Below are 22,407 nucleotides of genomic sequence, written 5' to 3' on the forward strand. Positions count from 1 at the left end.
CGGCCACACCGCATTCGCATCAGGAAAACCCTGATCCGCCCGCCCGGACCTCGATTTCCGTCGACGTCGCCCGTCGCCGGCCCCGTGCATTTCATCGCTCGCCAGGCGGCGCCCCGGAAACCCGTTTCGCGCCTCCCATCAAGCCTTTCCGCCACGCCAACCAGACAAAAAGGGTATGGCGCAGTGCAATATTTCGCGAATCGGGCCGAATTACGATACCTGACAGGTATGAAAAAGCGAGACCAAAAGTATTGGACGGTCCATTTCGCCGCCGCGTATAAATCCGTTCCATGAACTCCCCACACGCAGCGTGCCCCATGTCTCCCGTCACCATCGAACGCATTGAAACCCGCCTCGTCGACCTGCCGACGATCCGTCCGCACAAGCTGTCGGTCGCCACGATGCACGGCCAGACGCTGATGCTGGTGAAGGTGACCTGCAGCGACGGCGTGACGGGCACCGGCGAAGGCACGACGATCGCCGGAATGGCCTACGGCCCGGAAAGCCCGGAAGCGATGAAACTCGCGATCGACGCATACCTCGCGCCGGCCATCATCGGCAAGGACGCGACGCGCATCCAGACGCTGATGGCGTTCCTCGGCAAGCTCGCGAAGGTCAATCACTTCGCGAAGAGCGCGCTCGAAACCGCGCTGCTCGACGCGCACGGCAAGCGCCTCGGCGTGCCGGTCAGCGAGCTGCTCGGCGGCCGCCGGCGCGATCGCCTGCCGGTCGCGTGGACGCTCGCATCGGGCAACACGGCGACCGATATCGCCGAAGCCGAGCGGATGCTCGACCTGCGCCGCCACAACGTGTTCAAGCTGAAGATCGGCGCGAAGGCGCTCGACGCGGACATCCGGCACGTGGCCGAGATCAAGCGGGCGGTCGGCGAGCGCGCATCGGTGCGCGTCGACGTGAACATGGCGTGGAGCGAAACGCAGGCCGCGCGCGCGATTCCGTCGCTCGCCGATGCCGGCTGCGAACTGGTCGAGCAGCCGGTCGCGTCGGCCGCGGCGCTCGAACGGCTGATGCGCCGCTTCCCGGTCGCGCTGATGGCCGACGAAATCCTGCAGGGGCCGGACAGCGCGTTCGAGATCGCGAAGCATCACGGCGCGGACGTGTTCGCGATCAAGATCGAGCAGAACGGCGGCCTCTTCGCGGCGCAGCGCGTCGCGGCGATCGCGGACGCGGCCGGCATCGAGCTGTACGGCGGCACGATGCTCGAAGGCGCGTTCAGCACGGTCGCGTCCGCGCATCTGTTCGCGAGCTTCGCGAACCTGCAGTGGGGCACCGAACTGTTCGGACCGCTACTGATTACCGAAGAGATTCTCACGACCCCGCTCGACTACAGCGATTTCGAACTGACCGTGCCGAGCGGCCCGGGCCTCGGCATCGAGCTGGACGAAGCGAAGGTCGCGCGTTTCACCCGCGACGGGCTGACGAAAGTCTCCCGCTGACCCGCGACAACCCGCGACAACCCGATCACGCACCAGGACATCACGATGCTTTTCCACGTACGCATGGACGTCAATCTCCCGGCCAACATGCCGGCCGGCGTGGCCGACGAGATCAAGACCCGCGAGAAGGCGTATTCGCAGGAGCTGCAGCGCAGCGGCAAGTGGCGCCACATCTGGCGCATCGCCGGCGAATACGCGAACTACAGCGTGTTCGACGTATCCGGCAACGCTGAGCTGCACGAGATCCTGACCGGCCTGCCGCTGTTCCCGTACATGAAGATTTCGGTGACGCCGTTGTGTCGCCACCCGTCGTCGGTACACGACGGCGACGTTTGAGCCACGGAGCCGCCTCTTCCGCAACGGCGGGCACCGGGTCACCTTTCCCCAAAATACACGTGGAGACACCATCATGAGCGTCAAAGTATTCGAAACCAAGGAAGTGCAGGATCTGCTGAAGGCCGCGTCGAACGCGGGCGGGAACGGCACCAACGGCGGCGACGCGCGCACGCGGCAGGTCGTGCTGCGGCTGCTCGGCGACCTGTTCAAGGCGATCGACGATCTCGACATCACGCCCGACGAAGTGTGGGCAGGCGTGAACTACCTGAACAAGCTCGGCCAGGACGGCGAGGCGGCGCTGCTCGCGGCCGGCCTCGGTCTCGAAAAGTATCTCGACATCCGGATGGACGCGGAGGACGAGGCGATCGGGCTCGACGGCGGCACGCCGCGCACGATCGAAGGCCCGCTGTACGTCGGCGGCGCGCCGGTGCGCGACGGCGTCGCGAAGATCGACATCGACGCCGACGAAGGCGCGGGCCCGCTCGTGATCCACGGCACGGTCACGGGGCTCGACGGCAAGCCGGTGGCCGGCGCGCTGGTCGAGTGCTGGCACGCGAACTCGCACGGCTTCTACTCGCACTTCGACCCGACCGGCGCGCAGAGCGATTTCAACCTGCGCGGCGCGGTGAAGACGGGCGCGGACGGCAAGTACGAATTCCGCACGCTGATGCCGGTCGGCTACGGCTGCCCGCCGCAGGGCGCGACGCAGCAGCTGCTCGACCGCCTCGGCCGTCACGGCAACCGCCCGGCGCACGTGCACTTCTTCGTGACCAGCGACGGCCACCGCAAGCTGACGACGCAGTTCAATATCGACGGCGACCCGCTGATCTGGGACGACTTCGCGTATGCGACGCGCGAGGAGCTGATTCCGCCCGTCACCGGCAAGACCGGCGGCGCCGCCCTCGGGCTGAAAGCCGACGCCTACCAGGACATCGAGTTCAACTTCGTCCTGACGCCGCGCGTCGAGGGCAAGGACAACCAGATCGTCGAGCGCCTGCGCGCTTCCGCGACGGCATAACGGCCCGACGGCCCGACGGCCCGACGGCACGGCGGCGCGCCTGCGCCGCCGCCGGCCGGGTCCCCCGCGAGATTCAATCGATACCGATGCGAGCGTGCTTGCAGGACCCGGCACGCGCACAGGAGGAACCAACATGTCCGCCACGATCGACCACACCACCGAACTGGACCACCTGCTCGCCACCGCCGTGCAGGACGACAAGGAGGCCGGCGTTTTCCGCTGCCGCCGCGACATCTTCACGAACGAGGCGCTGTACGAGCTCGAGATGAAGCACATCTTCGAGGGCAACTGGGTGTACCTCGCGCACGAAAGCCAGATCCCGAACAACAACGATTACTACACGACGTGGATCGGCCGCCAGCCGATCGTCATCACGCGCGACAAGACCGGCGAGCTGCACGCGGTGATCAATGCGTGCGCGCACAAGGGCGCGATGCTGTGCCGCCGCAAGCACGGCAACAAGGGCAGCTTCACGTGCCCGTTCCACGGCTGGACCTTCTCGAACACCGGCAAGCTGCTGAAGGTGAAGGACGAGAAGACGACCGAGTATCCGGTGCAATTCAACACGCACGGCTCGCACGACCTGAAGAAGGTCGCGCGCTTCCAGAACTATCGCGGCTTCCTGTTCGGCAGCCTCCGCGACGACGTGCTGCCGCTCGAGGACTATCTCGGCGAGGCGCGCGTGATCATCGACCAGATCGTCGACCAGGCGCCGAACGGTCTCGAAGTGCTGCGCGGCAACTCCTCCTACATCTACGAAGGCAACTGGAAGATGCAGATGGAGAATGGCTGCGACGGCTATCACGTGAGCACCGTGCACTGGAACTACGCGGCGACGATGGGCCGCCGCAAGGAAGACGGCACCAAGGCCGTCGACGCGAACAGCTGGAGCAAGTCGGTCGCGGGCGTGTACGGCTTCGACAATGGCCACATCCTGCTGTGGACCAAGACGATGAACCCCGAGGTGCGGCCCGTGTACCAGCACCGCGACGAGATCAAGGCGCGCGTCGGCGACGTGCAGGCCGACTTCATCGTGAACCAGACGCGCAACCTGTGCGTGTACCCGAACGTGTTCCTGATGGACCAGTTCAGTACGCAGATCCGCGTGGTGCGTCCGCTCGGCGTCGACAAGACCGAAGTCAGCATCTTCTGTTTCGCGCCGAAGGGCGAGAGCGAAGCCGACCGCACGACGCGCATTCGCCAGTACGAGGACTTCTTCAACGTGACCGGAATGGGCACGGCCGACGACCTCGAGGAATTCCGCGCATGCCAGGCCGGCTATGCAGGCATCACGGCGATGTGGAACGACCTGTCGCGCGGCGCGCCGCTGTGGATCGACGGGCCGGACGAGAACGCGAAAAGGATGGGGCTGAACCCGCGCATGTCGGGCGAGCGCAGCGAGGACGAAGGGCTGTTCATGTGCCAGCACGAACACTGGGTGCACGTGATGCGCGATGCACTGAAGAAGGAACGCGGGGAGGTGCAAGCATGAACATCGATTACCGGACCATTTGCGCGGCGCTGTATCGCGAAGCGCGCCTGCTCGACGACCGCGAGTGGGACGAGTGGCTGACCTGCTACACGGAAGACGTCACGTACTGGATGCCCGCGTGGGACGACGACGACCGGCCGACCGACGATCCGCGCAGCCAGATCTCGCTGATGTACTACGTGGATCGCGGCGGCCTCGAGGATCGCGTGTTCCGGATCAAGACCGAGCGCAGCGGCGCGTCGACGCCCGAGCCGCGCACGAGCCACAACGTGACGAACGTCGAGGTGCTGGCCGAGCGCGACGGCGAGGTGGACGTGCGCTACAACTTCCACACGCTGAACCACCGCTACCGCGTGACCGATCACTTCTTCGGCACGATGTTCGTCACGTTGCGCCGCTCGGGCGACGCATGGCTGATCTCGAACAAGAAGATCGTGCTGAAGAACGACTACATCCGGCAGGTGCTCGACGTGTACCACGTCTGACGCCGATCGATTCGACACGTAACACAGGGAGACGATGTCATGTCCACCTACAAGATTGCACTGAACTTCGAGGACGGGGTCACCCGCTTCATCGACTGCAAGGCCGGCGAGAAGGTGCTCGACGCCGCGTTCCGCGCGAAGATTAACCTGCCGATGGACTGTTCCGACGGCGTGTGCGGCACCTGCAAGTGTCGCGCGGAGAGCGGCAGCTACGACCTCGGCGACGATTACATCGACGACGCGCTCACCGAGGACGAGAAGGACGGCGGCCTCGTGCTGACATGCCAGATGGTGCCGCAAAGCGATTGCGTGATCGCGGTGCCGAGCTCGTCGGTTGCATGCAAGACAGGCCACAGCGCGTTCGCCGCGACGGTCACGAAAGTCGAGCCGCACCACGACGCGGCGATCGTGCTCGAACTCGACGTCGATGCGGCCGCTCCCGTGTTCCTGCCCGGCCAGTACGTGAACATCGGCGTGCCGGGCAGCGGCCAGCACCGGTCGTATTCGTTCTCGTCCGCGCCGGGCGACACGAAGATCGGATTCCTGATCAAGAAGATTCCAGGCGGCGTGATGAGCACGTGGCTCGAATCGGCGAAACCCGGCGACACGCTCGAACTGAACGGGCCGCTCGGCAGCTTCTACCTGCGCGATGTGGCGCGGCCGCTGCTGTTCCTCGCGGGCGGCACGGGCCTCGCGCCGTTCCTGTCGATGCTCGAGGTGCTCGCACGCAACGGCTCGCGGCAGAAGGTGCATCTGATCTACGGCGTGACGCGCGATCTCGACCTGGTGCTGGTCGATGCGATCGAAGCATATGCGGCGAAGCTGCCGAATTTCAGCTTCTCGACGGTCGTTGCCGACGCGGCGTCGAACCATCCGCGCAAGGGCTGGGTCACGCAGCACATTCCGGCCGATGCGCTGAACGACGGCGACGTGGACGTCTACCTGTGTGGACCGCCGCCGATGGTCGACGCGGTGCGCCAGTACTTCGACGACGCAGGCGTGAAGCCGAACAGCTTCCACTACGAGAAGTTCACCCCGAACGTGACGGCAAAGGCGGCATGATCATGCAACGATTCTCCGGAAAGGTCGTCGTCGTCACCGGCGCGGCGCAAGGCATCGGCCGCGGCGTCGCGCTGCGCGCGGCGGCAGAGGGCGGCCGCGTGCTGTTCGTCGATCGCGCGGACTTCGTGGCGGAGGTGGCCGCCGAGGCGCCGGGCGGCAACACGGCCGGATTCGTCGCGGATCTCGAAACCTACGACGGCGCGCGCGCGGCGATGGCGTGCGCGGTCGCGACGTTCGGCCGGATCGACGTGCTGATCAACGGTGTCGGCGGCGCGATCCGGATGCGGCCGTTCGCCGAGTTCGAGCCCGAGCAGATCGACGCGGAAATCCGCCGCTCGCTGATGCCGACGCTCTACAGTTGCCACGCCGTGCTGCCGCATTTGCTGGCCGGGGGCGGCGGCACGATCGTGAACGTGTCGTCGAACGCGACGCGCGGCATTCGCCGTGTGCCGTATTCGGCCGCGAAGGGCGGCGTCAACGCGCTGACGGCGGCGCTCGCGATGGAATACGCGGAGCACGGCATCCGCGTGGTCGCGACCGCGCCGGGCGGCACCACGGCGCCGCCGCGCCGCGTGCCGCGCAATGCGGTCGGCGACAACGCGCAGGAACAGGCGTGGATGGCCGAAGCGGTACGGCAGGTGACCGATTCGACGTTCTTCAAGCGTTACGGCACGCTCGATGAGCAGATCGCGCCGATCCTGTTCCTCGCGTCGGACGAGGCGAGTTACATCACCGGCACGGTGCTGCCGGTCGCGGGCGGCGATACAGGTTGAGCGGCGGGCGGCCTGTTCGCCAGCAGCTTCAGACATGCGCGCGCTCCGGTCAGGCGTGCGCGCGATGACCATCGAACAACCGGCCGGTGCGGAAAGCCCGGCCACGGAGACACTCATGCGCCAACGCGAAGCGATCATCCCCGTCGGAATGGAAGCCGTGTACGAAAAAATCGGCTATGCGCCGGCGATCAAGGTCGGCGATACCGTGTACGTGTCCGGCCAGATCGGCCGCGACGCGGCGATGCAACTGGTCGAAGAACGCGAAGCGCAGATCGTGCAGGCGTTCGAGAACCTCAAGGTCGTGCTCGAGGCGGCCGGCGCATCGCTCGACGACGTGGTCGACCTGACGACCTTCCATACCGACATGCGCGACCTGCCGCTGTTCATGGCGGTGCGCGACCGCTATCTCCATGCGCATCCGCGGCCTGCGTGGACCGCGGTCGGCGCGCACATGCTCGGCGGGGCGCCCGGTTATATCGTCGAAATCAAGGCGGTTGCCGTGGTGCAGGGATAGTCGCGGCCGCTGCTGGCGAGACGACACGGTCCGACCGCTCGCGGCACGCATCGGATGCCGACGTCCGGCCCGTCTACCGCCGGATTGCCGCTCGCAACCGCCTCACGTCCTGCTCCGATACCGGCGCGGCGCGATTTCCCCACGCGCCGCGCACATAGCTGACCACCGAGGCGATCTCGCCGCTCGTCAGCGCGCTGCGCATCGCCGGCATCCGCTGCACCGGCCCGTGCGTGCCGGGCGCCGGCCGAGCGCCTTCGACGACGATCCGGATCGCGCTGGTCGGATCGGCTGCGAGCGCGGCCGAATTGCCGGCGAGCGGCGGCCCGCGATCGGGCACGCCCGCGCCTTCCGCGCCGTGGCAGCGCGCACAGAATCCCGCATATACGCCGGCTCCCGGCGCCTGCTGGCCGCCCTCCGGGCGCGGCCCCGCCGCGGTCAGCCGCGGGACGCCGACGCCGAGCGGATTCGTCGCGGCGGTCGGTTGCGCGGGCAACGATTTGAGGTACACGGCGATCGCGTGACGATCCGCATCCGTCAGCAGCGCGGTGCTTTCACCGACGACGGGCGCCATCGCGCCGAACACCGCGCCGCGCACCGCGTGGCCGCTGCGCAGGAATGCGGCGAGATCGTCGGCCGTCCAGCGGCCGAGGCCGTCCGCGTCCGCGCCGGTGAGGTTCGGTGCGAACCAGTGATCGTTGATCCCGCCGGTGAGAAACGCGGGGCTGCGTTCGTCGTAGCCGCGCTCGTTGTAGGCCGGGCCGCGCGGCGTGTGGCATGCGCCGCAGTGGCCGAGCCCCTGCACGAGATACGCGCCGCGATTCCATTCCGCCGATCTCGACGACTGCGGCACGAACCGGTCGCGGTTCGCGAACGCCACGCTCCACAGCCCGAGCGCCCAGCGCTGGTTGAACGGAAACGGCAGCCGCGTGTTTTTTACCGCGTTCGCCGACGGCGCGACACCACGCATGAAATACGCATACAACGCGCGCACGTCGTCGTCGGACAAGCGCGCGAACGACGGGTAGGGCATCGCAGGATACAGCCGGCTGCCGTCCGCGCGCACGCCGCGCCGCAACGCATCGTCGAACTGGCGCAGCGTGTCGTTGCCGATCCCGTGCGCCGTGTCGGGCGTGATGTTCGGTGCATAGATCGGCCCGAACGGCGAATTGACCGGCTGGCCGCCGGCGTATGGCGTGTGGTCGGCGGCATCGTGGCAGGCGGCGCAGTCGCCGGCGAGCGCGAGATAACGGCCGCGCGCGATCGTCGCGGCATCGGCGCTTGCGGCCGCGGCGGCAATCACAGGGCGGCGGGCGGCGGAAGCTGCCGATGCTGATGATGTGGACGACGCCGACGCCGACGCCGATGAAGCGTCCGACGGCGTAGCCGAAGCCTGTTCGGCCGCCGTGTCTCGCCGCTGCGCCAGCCGCGGATCGCGGTTCATCCGGTCCGACATCGACGCGCCGGCATCGGCTGCCGACGCGCGTATCCGCACGAAACGCCAACCCGACGCGGGTTCGGGCGCCTCCGCCGGAGACGCGGCTTCGGCCGGATCGCCGGCGGGCGCCGCGTGATCGTCCTGCTGCATGTCGCATGCGCACAGCGCGGCGCACACGGCGAGCGCGACGCCCGCGCGGCGGCACCGACCGACCCGCGCGGCACACGAAATACACGAAGCGAACGAGATCAACGCCATGGACTGCACGGCCCCACGAACGCGGTGACGATTCCGGTGAACACGAGACCGATCACGAACCCGAGCGCGGCGAGCATCCCGCAGCGCGCGAGGAACCGCGTGCTGTCGTCGCGCGTCGCGGCCTGCACGTTCGCGTCGTGCCGGCGTTGCCACGTGCGCACGAGCCAGGCGGCGAACGCCGTCGCCAGCGCGAACGCGCATGCGGCGATCAGCGCGAGCCACACGCCGACGTGCGCCCAGCGCGGCACGGTCTGCGCGACGCCGAGCGGATAGCATGCGGTCGACGCGAGCGTCTCGGATGCCAGCATCTGCGCGAACCACAGCGCGGGCGCGCCGACTAGGCCGGCCGCGATCGCGAGCAGGGGTGTCCATGAGCGTCGCGCGCCGTTCATCCCGCGCTCCTGAGCCAGTACGGCGAGACGTACAGTGCGGTGAAGATGAACAACCAGACGATGTCGACGAAGTGCCAGTAGAGCCCGCCGACCGTCAGCGCGACGCGCCGTTCGCGGCCGAAGAAACCGGCGGCGGTCCACCCGGCGAGCAGCGCGAGGATGACGAGACCGGCCGCCACGTGCGCGAGGTGAAAGCCCGTGATCGTGAAGTACAGGCTGCCGTACAGGTGCGCGGTCGGTCCGTACGGATGGTCGCGCCACTCGTGCAGCTGGACGAGCGCGAACGCGACGCCGAGCAGCAGCGCGATTGCTAGCGCGGCCGCCGCGCGCAGGCGCCGGTCGGCCCGCACCGCGCGCTCGGCGAGCCACACGAATACGCTGCTCGACAGCAGCACGACGGTGTTGCCGGCCGCGAGCCCGATCTTCGGCATCCCTTCGGGCGGCCATGGCGCGGCTGACTGCGACTGCAGGTAGAAATAGCAGAACAGCAAGTAGCCGAACAGTCCGGCCTCGGTCACGATCAGCATGATGACACCCCACCAGCCGCCCGCGCGTTCGCCGCAACTGCCGACCGGCAGCGGTTCGACGCACGCGACCGGCGCACCGGACGGCGCGGTCGCCGAGCGCGGTTCGGCCGGATGCAGGCCGGCCGCTGCAGGCGCCTGGGTGGCGTCGCGGGCGGGCAGGTGCGCGCGCTGCCCGAGCGTGCGGCGCGGCCACAGCCACACGGCGGTCCCGATCGCGCAACCGGCGACGGCCGCGCACACGAGCGTCGGCGAGCGCGCCAGCATCGCAGCGAACACGGCGGTCGCGAGCAGCGCGAGCACGAACGGCACGCAGCTGTCCTCGGGCATCTTCAGGATCGCGCTCGGTTTTGCCGCGAGCGGCGTGACCGCGAGCGCCTCGCGCCCGTCGGCGAGCCGGTAGCCGATGCGCATGCTGGTGCGCATCGGATCCTCGCGCGTTTCCCACAGCGGGTGCCGCGACGCGACGAGCGGCAGCACCGCGAAGTTGTAGACGGGCGTCGGCGACGCGACCGACCATTCGAGCCCGGCGGCGCCCCACGGATTTTCAGCGGCGCGCGCGCCGCGCCGCGCGCTGACAAGCGCGTTGACGACGAACATCACGATTCCGATGCCGAACACGAACGAGCCGATCGTCGTCAGCAGGTTCGACGTGTCCCAGCCCATCCCGGACGGATAGGTGTAGATGCGGCGCGGCATCCCGAGCAGCCCGGAGACGTGCATCGGGAAGAAGCCGAGGTTGAAGCCGACCAGCACGATCCAGAACGTCAGCTTGCCGAAGCGTTCGTTCATCATTCGCCCGGTGAATTTCGGGAACCAGTACGTGACACCGCCGAGCACGGGGAAGACGTTGATGCCGAGCAGCACGTAGTGCAGGTGCGCGACGACGAAATACGTATCGGTCAGCTGCCAGTCGAGCGGCACCGCGGCCGTCATCACGCCGGATACGCCGCCGATCACGAACATCAGCACGAAGCCCGCAAAATACAGGAACGGCGTGCGGAACACCGGACGGCCCGTCCAGATCGTCGCGAGCCACGCGAACACCGCGACCGCGCTCGGGATCGAGATCAGCATGCTCGCCGCGCCGAAAAACGCGAGCGCGAGCGGCGCGATGCCGGTCGCGAACATGTGGTGGACCCACACCTCGAAGCCGATCAGCATCGTCGCGACCGTCGATACCGCGACGGCTTCGTACGCGACGAGCGGCCGCCGACAGAAAGTCGGCAGCGCGTCCGACACGATTCCCATCGCGGGCAGCACGACCACGTAGACCCACGGGTGCGCGAACATCCAGAACAGGTGTTGCCACAACAGCGGCCGCCCGCCGTTCGCGACGTCGAAGAAGTGCGTGCCGGCATTGCGGTCGAGCCACAGCAGCAGGAACGCGAGGCTGACGGACGGCACCGCGACGAGGTTCGCCACCGATGCGGTGAGCGTGCCCCACACGATGATCGGCAGCCGGTCGATCGACATCCCGTGCGCACGCATCCGCAGCAGCGTGACGACGAAGTTCGCGGCGCCGCCGGTGGTCGAGATGCCGAGCAGGATCATGCCGAGCGCATAGATGTCGATGTTCGCACCGGCGCTGTAATCGAGCGACGTGAGCGGCACGTAGTTGAACCAGCCGCCGTCCGGCACCGCGCCGAGCGGAAAGCTCGCGTACAGGAACAGCCCGGCGAACAGGAACGCCCAGTACGAGAACGCGTTCAGCCTCGGGAACGCCATGTCGCGCGAGCCGAGCATCAGCGGCCACAGGTAGTTCGCGAAGCCGGACAGCACCGGCAGCGCGTACAGGAAGATCATCGTGACGCCGTGCATCGTGAACAGCGAGTCGTACTGCGCGGGCGTGAGCACCGTCGCATTCGGCCGCGCGAGCTGGATGCGCATCGCGAGCGCCTCGACGCCGCCGAGCAGCAGGAACGCGAACGCGGTGACGATGTAGCGCAGCCCGATGCGCTTGTGGTCGACCGTGCCGAGCCAGCCGCGCCAGCCGGGTTCCGATTCCCACAGCGCGGCCAGCTCGCGCTCGTGCGCGGAGCCGGGCGGCGCTTCGCCGAGGTCGGGCACGCGGCTGAGCGGAGCGGGCGTGTCGCGGGCAACGGCCATCGTCATTCTCCGTTCAGTGCAGCGTTGCGAGATAGGCGGCGAGATCGTCGGCGTCGCGCGGCGCGAGCGCGAACGACGGCATCAGCGTCTGCGGCTTGATCTGCTGCGCATGCGCGATCCAGCGCCGCAGGTTGTCGGGCGTGTTGTCGAGCGTGCCGGCCGCGAGCAGCCGGCGCGACCCGAGATGCGACAGGTCGGGGCCCGCGTCGCCGGCCGCGTCGGTGCCGCGCACGGTGTGGCAACCCGCGCAGCGCGCATCGAACACGTGCCGGCCGCGCCGCTCGGCGCCGACGGCGGGTGCGGGCGCCGGCTGCCGCTGCGCGGCGAGCCACGCGCGAAACGCCGCGGGCGGCTCGGCCACGACCTCGAACGCCATGTGCGCGTGCTGCGCGCCGCAATACTGCGAGCACTGTCCGCGGTACACGCCCGGCCGGTCGGCCTGCAGCCACTGATGATTCGTCTGGCCGGGAATCGTCTGCGTCTTGCCGGCCAGTTGCGGGACCCAGAACGCATGGATCACGTCCGCGCTTTTCAGTTCGAGCGCGACGGGTTCGCCGACCGGGATGTGGAGTTCGTTCGCGGTGACGAACGCGGTGCCGCCCGCGTCGTCCGGATAGCGGGCAGCCCACCACCAGTCGTGCGCGGTCACGACGATCGTGAGCGCCGGTGGATGCGGCGGCGACGCCACCGCGCCCAGCACGCGCAGCATGTACACGAGCGCGCCGAACAGCAGCACGATCGAGATCGCGGAGCCGACCGTGACGATCGCCAGCCCGCTGTCGTGGTCGTCGCCTGCATGCGCGCGGCGGCGAAACATCGCTATCAGCAGCAGCGCCGCGATCGCGATGCATACGAACGTACACAGCGCGAGCAGCGCCCAGCCAAGCACGAACACCGGCCGGGCGGCCGGGCCCGCCGCATGCGCGACGTAAGCGAGCGGCAGCGGCCCGGCCGGTGCGTCGGGCTCGCTGGCGGCGCGCGCGGCGGCCATGGGGGCGGCGAGGCACGCGGTCGCGGCGAGGCGAACGATACGGCGCGCTTTCTCGGGGGGCGGGACGGGCAACAGGGCTCCTTTTCGGATTCGGCGGCGTGACGACAGCCGTTCGACAACCGTTCGCGGCGGAGCAATTTCCGTGCGTGCGCTGCATCGGCATCGCGGCCCGGGGCATTACCCGTGCAACGCGCTGCGCGTTACAGCCGGCTTGTAAATTTGGCGACCGTTCGCGGCGCGCCGGGATCACGGTGTGCGGCACGGTGCTTGCTACGCCGATCGTGTTCCGGCAGGTGGCTCAGGGAATGTCCCGACCGCGTGCCGCCCACCTCGATAAGAACAGGAGGAACCGACCGTGAAGACCGTTGCGATCACGGGTGCGAGCGCCGGCGTTGGCCGCGCGACCGCCCATGCGTTTGCGCGGCGCGGCGCGAACGTCGCGCTGCTCGCGCGCGATCCACGCGCGCTGCACGACACCGCGTGCGAAGTGCGCGCCTATGGCGTCGAGGCATTGCCGATCGCCGTCGACGTCAGCGATGCCGCCGCGCTCGATGCCGCCGCCGGGCGCATTGAGGACGAACTCGGCCCGCTCGACGTGTGGGTCAACAATGCAATGGTGACGGTGTTCGCTCCGTTCGACGAGATCGCGCCGGAAGACTACGCACGCGTGACCGAGGTCACTTATCTCGGCTGCGTATACGGAACGCGCGCGGCGCTGGTGCGCATGGCCGCGCGCAATCGCGGCACGATCGTGCAGGTAGGCTCCGCGCTCGCGTACCGGTCGATTCCGCTGCAAGCGGCGTACTGCGGCGCGAAACATGCGATTCGCGGCTTCACCGACGCGCTGCGCTGCGAGCTGCTGCATGCGCGCAGTCGTGTGCGCGTGACGATGGTGCAACTGCCCGCGATCGACACGCCGCAGTTCGACTGGGCAGAATCCGTGTTGCCGCATGCGCCGCGCCCGGTCGCACCCGTCTATGCCCCGGAAGTGGCGGCCGACGCGATCGTGCAGGCCGCGCGCCATCCGTGCCGGGAGCGCTGGGTCGGCTGGCCGTCGCTCGCCGCGATTGTCGCGAACGGGCTCGCGCCCGGCTGCTTCGACCGCTATCTAGCGCGTACTGCGGTGCGTGGTCAGCAACGCGCGGCGCCGGCCGGCCCGCGCGAATCGAACCTGTGGCACACCGTGCCGGGCCACCATGCGACGCGCGGTGCGTTCAGTTCGGAAGCGCACCGCAGCGGCGCCGAGGCCGGGCTCGGCGCGTCGCGCGCGCTGGCGTTCGGCGCGATATGCGCGCTGCTCGCGGCGGGTTTCGTCGCCGCGAGCAAGCTGAACCGGTGAGCGCGATGCGGATCGAGGATTACGCACTGATCGGCGATGGCCGCAGCGCCGCGCTCGTCGCGCTCGACGGCAGCATCGACTGGATGTGCTGGCCGGACTTCGACTCGCCGCCATGCTTTGCCGCACTCGTCGGCACGCCCGACAACGGCCGTTTCCGTATCGCGCCGCGCGAGCCGGATGCGCGCGTGACGCGCCGCTACCGGCCCGGCACGGCGGTGCTCGAAACGACGTTCGAGACGTCGTCGGGCTGTGTGGTCATGATCGACTGGATGAGCTGGGATGCGCGCGACCCGTGCGTCATCCGCAGCGTGCGCGGCGAGCGCGGCACGGTCGAGCTCGACGTCGATCTCTGCGTGCGCTTCGACTACGGCCACGCGTTGCCCTGGTGCCGCCGTCTCGGCCGGCGCTGGCGAATGATGACGGGCGGCGACGCGATGTGGCTCGATACCGACGTGCACCTCGACGTGCGGGACGATCGGCTCGTCGGCACGCAGCGACTCGCCGCGGGCGAGCGCGCGGATTTCTGCATCAGCTACGCGCGTTCGTACGACCGGCCGCCGTCGTTGCCGGATCCGTACGCGTCGTTGCGCGACACGCAGGCGTTCTGGCGCGTCTGGTCGAAGTGCAACGCGGCGCAAGGCCCGTATCGCGACGCGATCGAGCGCGCGCTGATCACGGTGAAGCTGCTGTCGAGCGTGCGCACCGGCGGCATCGTCGCGGCGCCGACGAGCTCGCTGCCCGAACGCTTCGGCGGCGTGCGCAACTGGGATTACCGGTTCTGCTGGCTGCGCGACGCGAGCTTCACGCTGCGCGCGCTGGTGCGCTGCGGCTATCGCGAGGAGGCCGCGCGCTGGCGAGACTGGCTGGTGCGCGCGATCGCCGATCATCCCGCGCAATTGCAGGTGCTGTACGCGGCCGACGGCGGCCGGCGCGCGGACGAATGGTCGGCCGCTCACCTGGCGGGTTACGAAGGCGCGCGCCCGGTGCGCTTCGGCAACGCGGCGGCCGAACAATTGCAGCTGGATGTATACGGCGAGGTGCTGGCCGCGCTGTATCAGGCGCGCCGGCACGGGCTGCCGCCCGACGACGACGCGTGGACGCTCGAGCGGCGGCTGCTCGACCATCTCGCGACGATCTGGCGCGAGCCGGACGAAGGAATCTGGGAAGTGCGCAGCGGCCGGCACCCGTTTACGTCGTCGAAGGTGATGGTGTGGGCGGCAGTCGAAAGTGCGTATCGTTCCGCGCGCGCGTTCGGTCATCACGCACCGCTCGACGAGTGGCGCCGTTGGGCCGATGCCGTGCATGCGGACGTGCTGGCACACGGCTACCACGCGAAACTCGGCCGCTTCGTCGACCGCTACGACGGCGACGGGCTCGACGTGAGCCTGCTGCTGATTCCGCTGACGGGGATGCTCGATGCGTCGGATCCGCGCGTCGCGGCGACGGTCGCCGCGATCGAGCGCGAGCTGGTCGAGGACGGCCTACCGTTTCGTTACAGGCCGCCGCGTTTCAAGGATGGTTGCGAAGGCAACGAGGGTGCGTTCGTCGCGGCCGGCTTCTGGCTCGCGCAGGTATACCGGATGCAGGGGCGCGACACCGACGCGCACGCGCTGTTCGAGCGGCTGCTGGGCCTGCGCAACGACGTCGGGCTGCTGTCGGAAGAGTACGACGTGAAGGCGCGGCGCATGTGCGGGAATTTTCCGTTCACGCTTGCGCAGGTCGGGCTGGTCAACGCGGCGCTCGCGCTGGAGGGCGACTGGCGAGACGACGTCGATACCGGCTGACGTGCCGCACCGCGCCGTACGCGACGGGGCAGCACGACACGACGCACGCACGCTCAGCACCGTCCCGGCCGTCATGTGCTACGACTCGTGTCTGCCTCCCTTGCCGCCGCGCTCGCCGTTGCCCGGCAGCACGGCCGACAGCACCTGCCGCGCGGTCTCGACGATCACGTTCGCTTCGCGCGGGTCGCCCTTCACCAACGTTTCGGCAAAATGCTTCGCCTGCTGCAGCGTCACGTGCGGCGGCAGCGGCGGCACTTCCGGATCGCTCTTGACCTCGAGCACGACCGGACGGTCCGACGCGAGCGCCTCGTCCCATGCGGCGCCAAGCTGTTCCGGATCGTCGACGTAGATGCCCTTCAGCCCGAGCAGCGTCGCGAAGCGGTAGTACGGCACGTTCGGTATCTGCTGCGATGCGTCGAGCTTCGGATCGCCTTCCATCACGCGCTGTTCCCACGTCACCTGGTTCAGGTCCTCGTTGTTCAGCACCATGCAGATCCAGCGCGGGTCGGGCCATTGCCGCCAGTATTTCGCGACCGTGATCAGCTCGGCCATGTTGTTCATCTGCATCGCGCCGTCGCCGACCATCGCGATCACCGGGCGCACCGGATACGCGAACTTCGCGGCGATCGCGTACGGCACGGCCGCGCCCATCGACGCGAGCCCGCCCGACAGCGAACCCATCATCCCGCGCCGCATCATCAGGTCGCGCGCATACCAGTTCGCGCAGGAGCCCGAATCGCTCGTCAGGATCACGTCGTCGGGCAACCGTGGCGACAGCTCGGTGAATGCGCGCTGCGGATTCACGCCGCGCCCCGGGCTCGCCTTCGCGGCCGCGCGCGCGGCCAGCGTTTCGTGCCAGTCCGCGTTCCATTTCGCGATCTGGTCGCGCCAGCCCGTGTCGTGCCGTTCCTTCAGCAGCGGCAGCAGCGCGCGCAACGTCTCGGCGCTGTCGCCGACGAGATTGACCTCCATCGGGTAGCGCAGGCTCAGCATATCGGCCTTCAGGTCGATCTGCACGCCGCGCGCCTGGCCTTCCTTCGGCAGGAATTCCGAGTACGGGAAGCCCGAGCCGACGACGAGCAACGTGTCGCATTCGGTCATCAGCGCGTAGCTCGGACGGGTGCCGAGCAGCCCGATGGAGCCCGTGACCCACGGCAGGTCGTCCGGCAGCGCGGCCTTGCCGAGCAACGCCTTCGCTGCGCCCGCGCCGAGCCGGTCGGCCACCGCGATCACCTCGTCGGTCGCGCGCAGCGCGCCCGCGCCGACCAGCATCGCGACCTTCTTGCCGGCATTGAGCACGTCGGCCGCGCGCTGCAGGTCGTCGGCATACGGCACCACCTTCGGCGGCGTGTAGCCAACCCCCGAGTGCACGGTGCCGTGCGCGCGCTTCGGCGGCGCGTAGTCGAGTTCTTGAAGGTCGTTCGGCAGCACCAGCGCGGTCACCGTGCGCGCGCCGAGCGCGATGCGCACCGCGCGGTCGACCAGATGGCGCACCTGGCCCGGCACGACGGCAAGCTGGACGAATGCGCCCGCAACGTCCTTGAACAGCGCCGGCAGGTCGACTTCCTGCTGATAGTGGCCGCCGAGCGCCGCGCGCGCCTGCTGGCCGACGATCGCGAGCACCGGCATGTGATCGAGCCGCGCGTCGTAGAGGCCGGTCACGAGGTGCGAGGCGCCGGGGCCCGAGGTCGCGACGCACACGCCGAGCTCGCCTGTAAATTTTGCATGTGCCGACGCCATGAAGGCCGCCATCTCCTCGTGGCGCGCCTGGATGAATTCGATCTTGCCCCCGGCCCGGCCGAGCGCGCCGAAGAAGCCGTTGATGCCGTCGCCCGGGTAGCCGTACACGCGGCGCACGCCCCAGTCGTACAGCCGTTCGACGATGAAATCCGCCACTGTCGCCATGCCGTTTCTCCTTGGTTCGGGAAGAGCCGATGAGCCGCGCATGCGATCGTCGTGCGCGGCGCTGCCGGGCGTCGCGCAAGGCGTGTGCCGCGCGGCCGCATCGGGCACGGGCGTTGCACGCAGGCGCTGCAGGCAAAAGGCCAGGCAATCCGGAGCGCAACGATGGCACTTTCCGCGGTACCGACGATCGACGACGTGCGCGCCCGCGCATACCGGATACCGACCGACCGGCCCGAGGCCGACGGCACCCATGCATGGCACGCGACGACGATCGTCGTCGTCGAGATCGACGCGGGGCCCGTGACGGGGCTCGGCTATACGTACACCGACGCGAGCGCGGCGCCGCTCGCGATGTCGCTGCTGGCAGACGCGTTGCGAAACCGGCCGCTCGTCGACATCCCGGCTGCCGTCGACGCGTTGTGGCGCGCGGTGCGCAACGTCGGACGGGCCGGTGTCGCGGCAACCGCGATTTCCGCGCTCGACATCGCGCTGTGGGACGCCAAGGCGAAGCTCGCCGGCGTGCCGCTCGCGCTCCTGCTCGGCCGTTTGCGCGACCGCGTGCCCGTATACGGCAGCGGCGGCTTCACGACCTACGACGACGCGATGCTCGCCGCGCAGCTCGACGGCTGGCGCGGCGAACGCATCCGCGCGTGCAAGATCAAGATCGGCGTGCAGGACGCACGCGATCCGTCGCGTGTGCGAGCGGCGCGCGATGCGCTCGGCGCCGACGTCGACCTGTTCGTCGATGCGAATGGCGCGTATGCGGCGCGCACCGCGCTCGCGTTCGCGGAATCGGTGGCCGATTGCGCGATACGGTGGTTCGAGGAGCCGGTCAGCAGCGACGACGTGGATGGCCTGCGATTCGTGCGCGAGCACGTCGGCGCGCGGGTCGATGTCGCGGCCGGCGAGTATGCGTTCACGCCCGACGATTTCCGGCGCCTGCTCGAAGGCCGCGCAGTCGACGTGCTGCAGGCCGACGCGACGCGCTGCGGCGGCGTCAGCGGTTTTCTCGCGGCGGCTGCGCTGGCCGATGCGCATCACGTCGACCTGTCCGCGCACTGCGCGCCGGCGCTGCACCGGCACGTCGGCTGCGTCGCGCCGCGCATGCGTCATGTCGAGTGGTTCCACGATCACGTGCGGATCGAACGGATGATGTTCGACGGTGCGCCGACGCTCGTCGATGGCGCGCTGGAGATCGACGCCGGGCGTCCCGGGCTCGGCCTCGAATTGCGTGCGGCCGACGTGGCGGATTTCGCGATCTGAACGAATCCGAAGCTCGGGACAACCATCACGAACAAGGAGGACCGATGCGACACGCCCGACACCGCGCGGCCGAACACGACACGTTGCTGGCCGATGCCGCGCGGCTGCTGAACCGCAGCGCGCTGCTGCTCGCCGGCTCGGTGCTCGCCGACAGCGGCGTCGAGCACTATCGCGGCACGATCCACAACCGCGCGATGATCGCGCCGCTGGTGGCGTCGACGTTGTCGGTGCTCGCGAGCGTGCACGGCCACGCCGACGACACGCCCGAACGCCACCGGCTGCGCGACGCGGTGCACGTGGCGTCGGCCGCCGTGGGCATCGCCGGGGCGGCGTTCCACGCATACAACGTGACGAAGCGGCCGGGCGGGTTCAGCTGGCACAACCTGTTCTACGGTGCACCGCTCGGCGCTCCGTTCGCACTGCTGCTGTCGGGCATGCTCGGCGCGGCCGGGGAACGGCTGCGCGCGCGCCCGGCCGACGCCCCGCGCCTCGCCGGGTTGCCGGCCGGCCGTGCACTGGCCGGCCTGGTCGCCGCGGGGCTCGTCGGCACGCTCGGCGAAGTCGGGTTGCTGCATTTTCGCGGCGCGTTCCAGCATCGCGCGATGTTCATGCCGCTCGTCGTGCCGCCCGTGGCCGCGCTGACGGCCGCGCACCTCGCACTGTCGCCGCCGATCGGCGACCGGCGTTTCTGCCGCTGGTCGATGCGCGCGACGGCCGTGCTCGGCTTCGTCGGCGTCGCGTTTCATGCGCGCGGCATCGCACGCCAGATGGGCGGCTGGCACAACTGGTCGCAGAACCTGCTGTCGGGGCCGCCGCTGCCGGCGCCGCCGAGCTTCACCGCGCTCGCGATCGCCGGTCTCGCCGCGACGGCGCTCGCGGAACGGGAGGCGCGATGAAACCGGCGAACGACAAGGCCGTCGCGCTGCCGCGCTATTCCGGATACGACGTGATGGCCAAGCGCGACACGCCATCGTGGAACGACGCGACGCGCCGCGCGATCGACGCACGGCTGCGCGTCGCCGCGACCGCGCCGCGCCATCTCGATGCCAAGCGGTTCGCGACGCTCGACGCGCTGTGCGCGCGCATCGTGCCGCAGCAGCAAGGTGGCACCTGCACGGTGCCGACCGCCGCGCTGATCGATGCACGGCTCGCGGCCGACGAAGGCGACGGCTATCGCGATGCGCGTCTGCCGCCGCTGCGTGCCGCGTGGCATACGGGGCTCGCCGCGCTCGACGCGATGGCGCGCCATGCGCACGATCGCCCGTTCGCGTCGCTCGACGGGAACGCGGCCGATGCGCTGCTGCGTGCGATCCAGCACGGCATGATCGACCGGCAGGTCGAATCGGCGTGGGCCGGGATGGATCCACGCACGTTTTTCGCGAAGCGCGTGCTGATGGACCTCTGCGGCGCGTACTACAGCCACCCGTTCGCATGGAACGAGATCGGCTTCGGCGGGCCGGCGAGCCCGCGCGGCTACGTGCGGATGGATTTCAACCGGCGCGACCCGTGGGAAGCGCGCGTGGACGGGGAGGGCGATCGGGATGGCCGCTGACGATCCGCTGTCCGCCAGCGAGCCGCGCGGCCGCGACGGTCGCGCACCCGATCCGCTGCGTGTCGGCGGCTGGTCGCCGATGCGGATGTTCCGCGACGACGAGCCGATTGATTTCGTGATCGTCGGCACTGGGGCCGGCGGCGGCACGCTCGCGTGCCGGCTCGCCGAACACGGCTTTTCGGTCGTCGCGCTCGATGCGGGCGCATGGTGGCGGCCGCTCGAGGAATTCGCATCGGACGAGTCGCACCAGCACAAGCTGTTCTGGACCGACGAGCGGATCTGCGACGGCGCCGATCCGCTGACGCTCGGCACCAACAACAGCGGCCGCGCGGTGGGCGGCAGCACCGTCCACTTCGCGATGGTGTCGTTGCGCTTTCGGCCCGAGTGGTTCCGCTCGCGCACGGCGCTGGGCTACGGCGTCGACTGGCCGCTCGACTGGCGCGAGATGTGGCGCTATTACCGCGAGGTCGAGCAGGCGCTGAAGATCAGCGGGCCGGTGCGCTACCCGTGGGGCCCGCCGCGCCCGCGCTATCCGTATCGTGCGCACGAACTCAACGCGGCCGCGCTCGTGCTCGCGCGCGGCGCGGAGGCACTCGGCATCGACTGGACGCCGACGCCGCTCGCGACGCTGTCCGCGCCGCGAGGCCGCGCACATCCGTGCGTGTATCGCGGCTTCTGCATTACCGGTTGCGCGACGAACGCGAAGCAGAGCGCGCTCGTCACGTGGATTCCGCGCGCGGTCGCGGCCGGCGCCGAAGTGCGCGATCTCGCGATGGCATTGCGGATCGAGGCGCAAGGCGACCGCGTGACGGGCGTGCACTACCGGCGCGACGGGCGCACGCATTTCCAGCGCGCGCGCAACGTCGTGGTCGCGGGTTACGCGATCGAGACGCCGCGGTTGCTGCTGCTGTCGGCGACCGGACGCCATCCGCAAGGGCTCGCGAACAGCTCGGGCCTCGTGGGCCGCTACATGATGGCGCAACTGAACCAGGCATCGTGGGGAACGATGGACGACGAGGTGCGCTGGTACAAGGGGCCGCCGTCGCTGTCGATCACCGAGCACTGGAACTACGCGGACGAAGGCAAGGATTTCTTCGGCGGCTACTGCTGGATGAGCCAGGGGCCGCTGCCGATCGAATGGGCGCGCAAGCTCGCCGGGCGCGGGTTGTGGGGTGACGCGCTGAAGCGCGAAATGGCGCGCTACAACTTCCAGGCCGGACTGAAGATCGTCGGCGAGACGCTGCCGCGCGCCGACAACCGCGTGACGCTCGCCGACGAGCGCGACGCGTTCGGGCTGCCGGTCGCGCGTGTCACCTATTCGTACGACGACAACGACCGCCGGATGATGCGTCACGCATTCGCGCAGATGGGACGTTCGCTGGAAGCCGCCGGTGCGCGCGACATCTGGCACGAGCAGGACGACACCTGTCATCTCGCGGGCACCGCGCGGATGGGCGACGACCCGGCGACGAGCGTCGTCGATGCCGACTGCCGCAGCTGGGACATCCCGAACCTGTGGGTCTGCGACGGTTCGGTGTTTCCGACCGTCGGCGGCGTGAATCCGTCGCTGACGATCCAGGCGATCGCCTGCCGCACGGCCGATCGCATCCGCGCGCTCGTCGCGCGCGGCGACGCGCATGCGCGGGCACGGTGGCGGTAGGGCCTTCCGCCATACGGTTTTCCGCCATGCACCTGCCGTTCAATCATCCAGGAGTCACGAC

General features: G+C 69.3%; 19 protein-coding genes. 14 read left to right on the forward strand and 5 right to left on the reverse strand.

The annotated features are described in order from the left end of the window. Positions 1 to 317: 317 nt before the first annotated feature. From WS87_RS29915 to WS87_RS29950, 8 genes are all read left to right on the forward strand, one after another. Positions 318 to 1,454, forward strand: a complete 1,137-nt coding sequence (locus WS87_RS29915) for a muconate/chloromuconate family cycloisomerase (protein WP_059816949.1) — start codon at positions 318 to 320, stop codon at positions 1,452 to 1,454. A 45-nt stretch (positions 1,455 to 1,499) separates the two neighbouring features. Next, positions 1,500 to 1,790, forward strand: coding sequence for a muconolactone Delta-isomerase (gene catC, locus WS87_RS29920; protein WP_059816947.1), 291 nt, complete (start codon positions 1,500 to 1,502; stop codon positions 1,788 to 1,790). A 73-nt stretch (positions 1,791 to 1,863) separates the two neighbouring features. Then, positions 1,864 to 2,808, forward strand: coding sequence for a catechol 1,2-dioxygenase (catA, locus tag WS87_RS29925; protein ID WP_059816945.1), 945 nt, complete (start codon positions 1,864 to 1,866; stop codon positions 2,806 to 2,808). A gap of 133 nt (positions 2,809 to 2,941) precedes the next feature. After that, positions 2,942 to 4,300: a Rieske 2Fe-2S domain-containing protein gene (locus WS87_RS29930; protein ID WP_059816943.1), complete on the forward strand. Its 1,359-nt coding sequence runs from the start codon at positions 2,942 to 2,944 to the stop codon at positions 4,298 to 4,300. Next, positions 4,297 to 4,785, forward strand: coding sequence for a benzoate 1,2-dioxygenase small subunit (benB, locus tag WS87_RS29935; RefSeq protein WP_059816941.1), 489 nt, complete (start codon positions 4,297 to 4,299; stop codon positions 4,783 to 4,785). The genes WS87_RS29930 and benB overlap by 4 nt, the downstream gene beginning before the upstream one ends. Before the next feature lie 39 nt (positions 4,786 to 4,824). Next, positions 4,825 to 5,847, forward strand: a complete 1,023-nt coding sequence (gene benC / locus WS87_RS29940; protein WP_059816938.1) for a benzoate 1,2-dioxygenase electron transfer component BenC — start codon at positions 4,825 to 4,827, stop codon at positions 5,845 to 5,847. After that, positions 5,844 to 6,620 (forward strand): benzoate diol dehydrogenase BenD, encoded by a 777-nt coding sequence (gene benD, locus WS87_RS29945; protein WP_059816936.1) that lies wholly within the window; start codon positions 5,844 to 5,846, stop codon positions 6,618 to 6,620. The genes benC and benD overlap by 4 nt, the downstream gene beginning before the upstream one ends. 115 nt (positions 6,621 to 6,735) lie before the next feature. After that, positions 6,736 to 7,134, forward strand: a complete 399-nt coding sequence (locus WS87_RS29950) for a RidA family protein (protein ID WP_059817356.1) — start codon at positions 6,736 to 6,738, stop codon at positions 7,132 to 7,134. 73 nt (positions 7,135 to 7,207) lie between these two features. Here the strand turns inward: WS87_RS29950 and WS87_RS29955 are convergent, their stop codons facing one another. Genes WS87_RS29955 through coxB form a run of 4 tightly spaced genes read right to left on the reverse strand, consistent with a single transcriptional unit; the run spans position 7,208 to position 12,915 of the window. Continuing rightward, complete coding sequence (locus WS87_RS29955; RefSeq protein WP_059816933.1) at positions 7,208 to 8,827, reverse strand: c-type cytochrome; 1,620 nt, start codon at positions 8,825 to 8,827, stop codon at positions 7,208 to 7,210. After that, the gene (locus WS87_RS29960; RefSeq protein WP_059816931.1) at positions 8,818 to 9,219 is read right to left on the reverse strand and encodes a hypothetical protein; all 402 of its coding nucleotides are present in this window, start codon (positions 9,217 to 9,219) and stop codon (positions 8,818 to 8,820) included. The genes WS87_RS29955 and WS87_RS29960 overlap by 10 nt, the downstream gene beginning before the upstream one ends. After that, on the reverse strand, positions 9,216 to 11,852 hold the full coding sequence (gene ctaD / locus WS87_RS29965) for a cytochrome c oxidase subunit I (RefSeq protein WP_059817354.1): 2,637 nt from the start codon (positions 11,850 to 11,852) through the stop codon (positions 9,216 to 9,218). The genes WS87_RS29960 and ctaD overlap by 4 nt, the downstream gene beginning before the upstream one ends. A 13-nt stretch (positions 11,853 to 11,865) precedes the next feature. Next, positions 11,866 to 12,915 carry a cytochrome c oxidase subunit II gene (gene coxB / locus WS87_RS29970; RefSeq protein ID WP_059816928.1) on the reverse strand — a complete coding sequence of 350 codons (1,050 nt, stop codon included), beginning with the start codon at positions 12,913 to 12,915 and terminating at the stop codon, positions 11,866 to 11,868. A gap of 283 nt (positions 12,916 to 13,198) precedes the next feature. Between coxB and WS87_RS29975 the strand changes: the two genes are divergently transcribed. Both WS87_RS29975 and WS87_RS29980 read left to right on the forward strand, forming a co-directional pair. Continuing rightward, complete coding sequence (locus tag WS87_RS29975; protein ID WP_059816925.1) at positions 13,199 to 14,182, forward strand: SDR family oxidoreductase; 984 nt, start codon at positions 13,199 to 13,201, stop codon at positions 14,180 to 14,182. Between the two features lie 5 nt (positions 14,183 to 14,187). After that, positions 14,188 to 15,966, forward strand: coding sequence for a glycoside hydrolase family 15 protein (locus tag WS87_RS29980; RefSeq protein ID WP_059817352.1), 1,779 nt, complete (start codon positions 14,188 to 14,190; stop codon positions 15,964 to 15,966). 78 nt (positions 15,967 to 16,044) lie between these two features. Here the strand turns inward: WS87_RS29980 and WS87_RS29985 are convergent, their stop codons facing one another. Further along, positions 16,045 to 17,871 carry a thiamine pyrophosphate-requiring protein gene (locus WS87_RS29985; RefSeq protein WP_059816923.1) on the reverse strand — a complete coding sequence of 609 codons (1,827 nt, stop codon included), beginning with the start codon at positions 17,869 to 17,871 and terminating at the stop codon, positions 16,045 to 16,047. A gap of 162 nt (positions 17,872 to 18,033) precedes the next feature. On the opposite strand from WS87_RS29985, the gene WS87_RS29990 reads away from it, so the two are divergent. Genes WS87_RS29990 through WS87_RS30005 form a run of 4 tightly spaced genes read left to right on the forward strand, consistent with a single transcriptional unit; the run spans position 18,034 to position 22,346 of the window. Beyond that, the gene (locus tag WS87_RS29990; RefSeq protein ID WP_059816921.1) at positions 18,034 to 19,134 is read left to right on the forward strand and encodes an enolase C-terminal domain-like protein; all 1,101 of its coding nucleotides are present in this window, start codon (positions 18,034 to 18,036) and stop codon (positions 19,132 to 19,134) included. 44 nt (positions 19,135 to 19,178) lie between these two features. Beyond that, positions 19,179 to 20,030 carry a hypothetical protein gene (locus WS87_RS29995; RefSeq protein ID WP_059816919.1) on the forward strand — a complete coding sequence of 284 codons (852 nt, stop codon included), beginning with the start codon at positions 19,179 to 19,181 and terminating at the stop codon, positions 20,028 to 20,030. Next, positions 20,027 to 20,686, forward strand: a complete 660-nt coding sequence (locus WS87_RS30000; RefSeq protein ID WP_059816916.1) for a gluconate 2-dehydrogenase subunit 3 family protein — start codon at positions 20,027 to 20,029, stop codon at positions 20,684 to 20,686. The genes WS87_RS29995 and WS87_RS30000 overlap by 4 nt, the downstream gene beginning before the upstream one ends. Beyond that, positions 20,676 to 22,346: a GMC family oxidoreductase gene (locus WS87_RS30005; RefSeq protein ID WP_059816914.1), complete on the forward strand. Its 1,671-nt coding sequence runs from the start codon at positions 20,676 to 20,678 to the stop codon at positions 22,344 to 22,346. The genes WS87_RS30000 and WS87_RS30005 overlap by 11 nt, the downstream gene beginning before the upstream one ends. The last annotated feature ends 61 nt before the right edge of the window (positions 22,347 to 22,407 follow it).

Source organism: Burkholderia sp. MSMB0856, from assembly GCF_001524645.2.
Lineage (GTDB): Bacteria > Pseudomonadota > Gammaproteobacteria > Burkholderiales > Burkholderiaceae > Burkholderia > Burkholderia diffusa.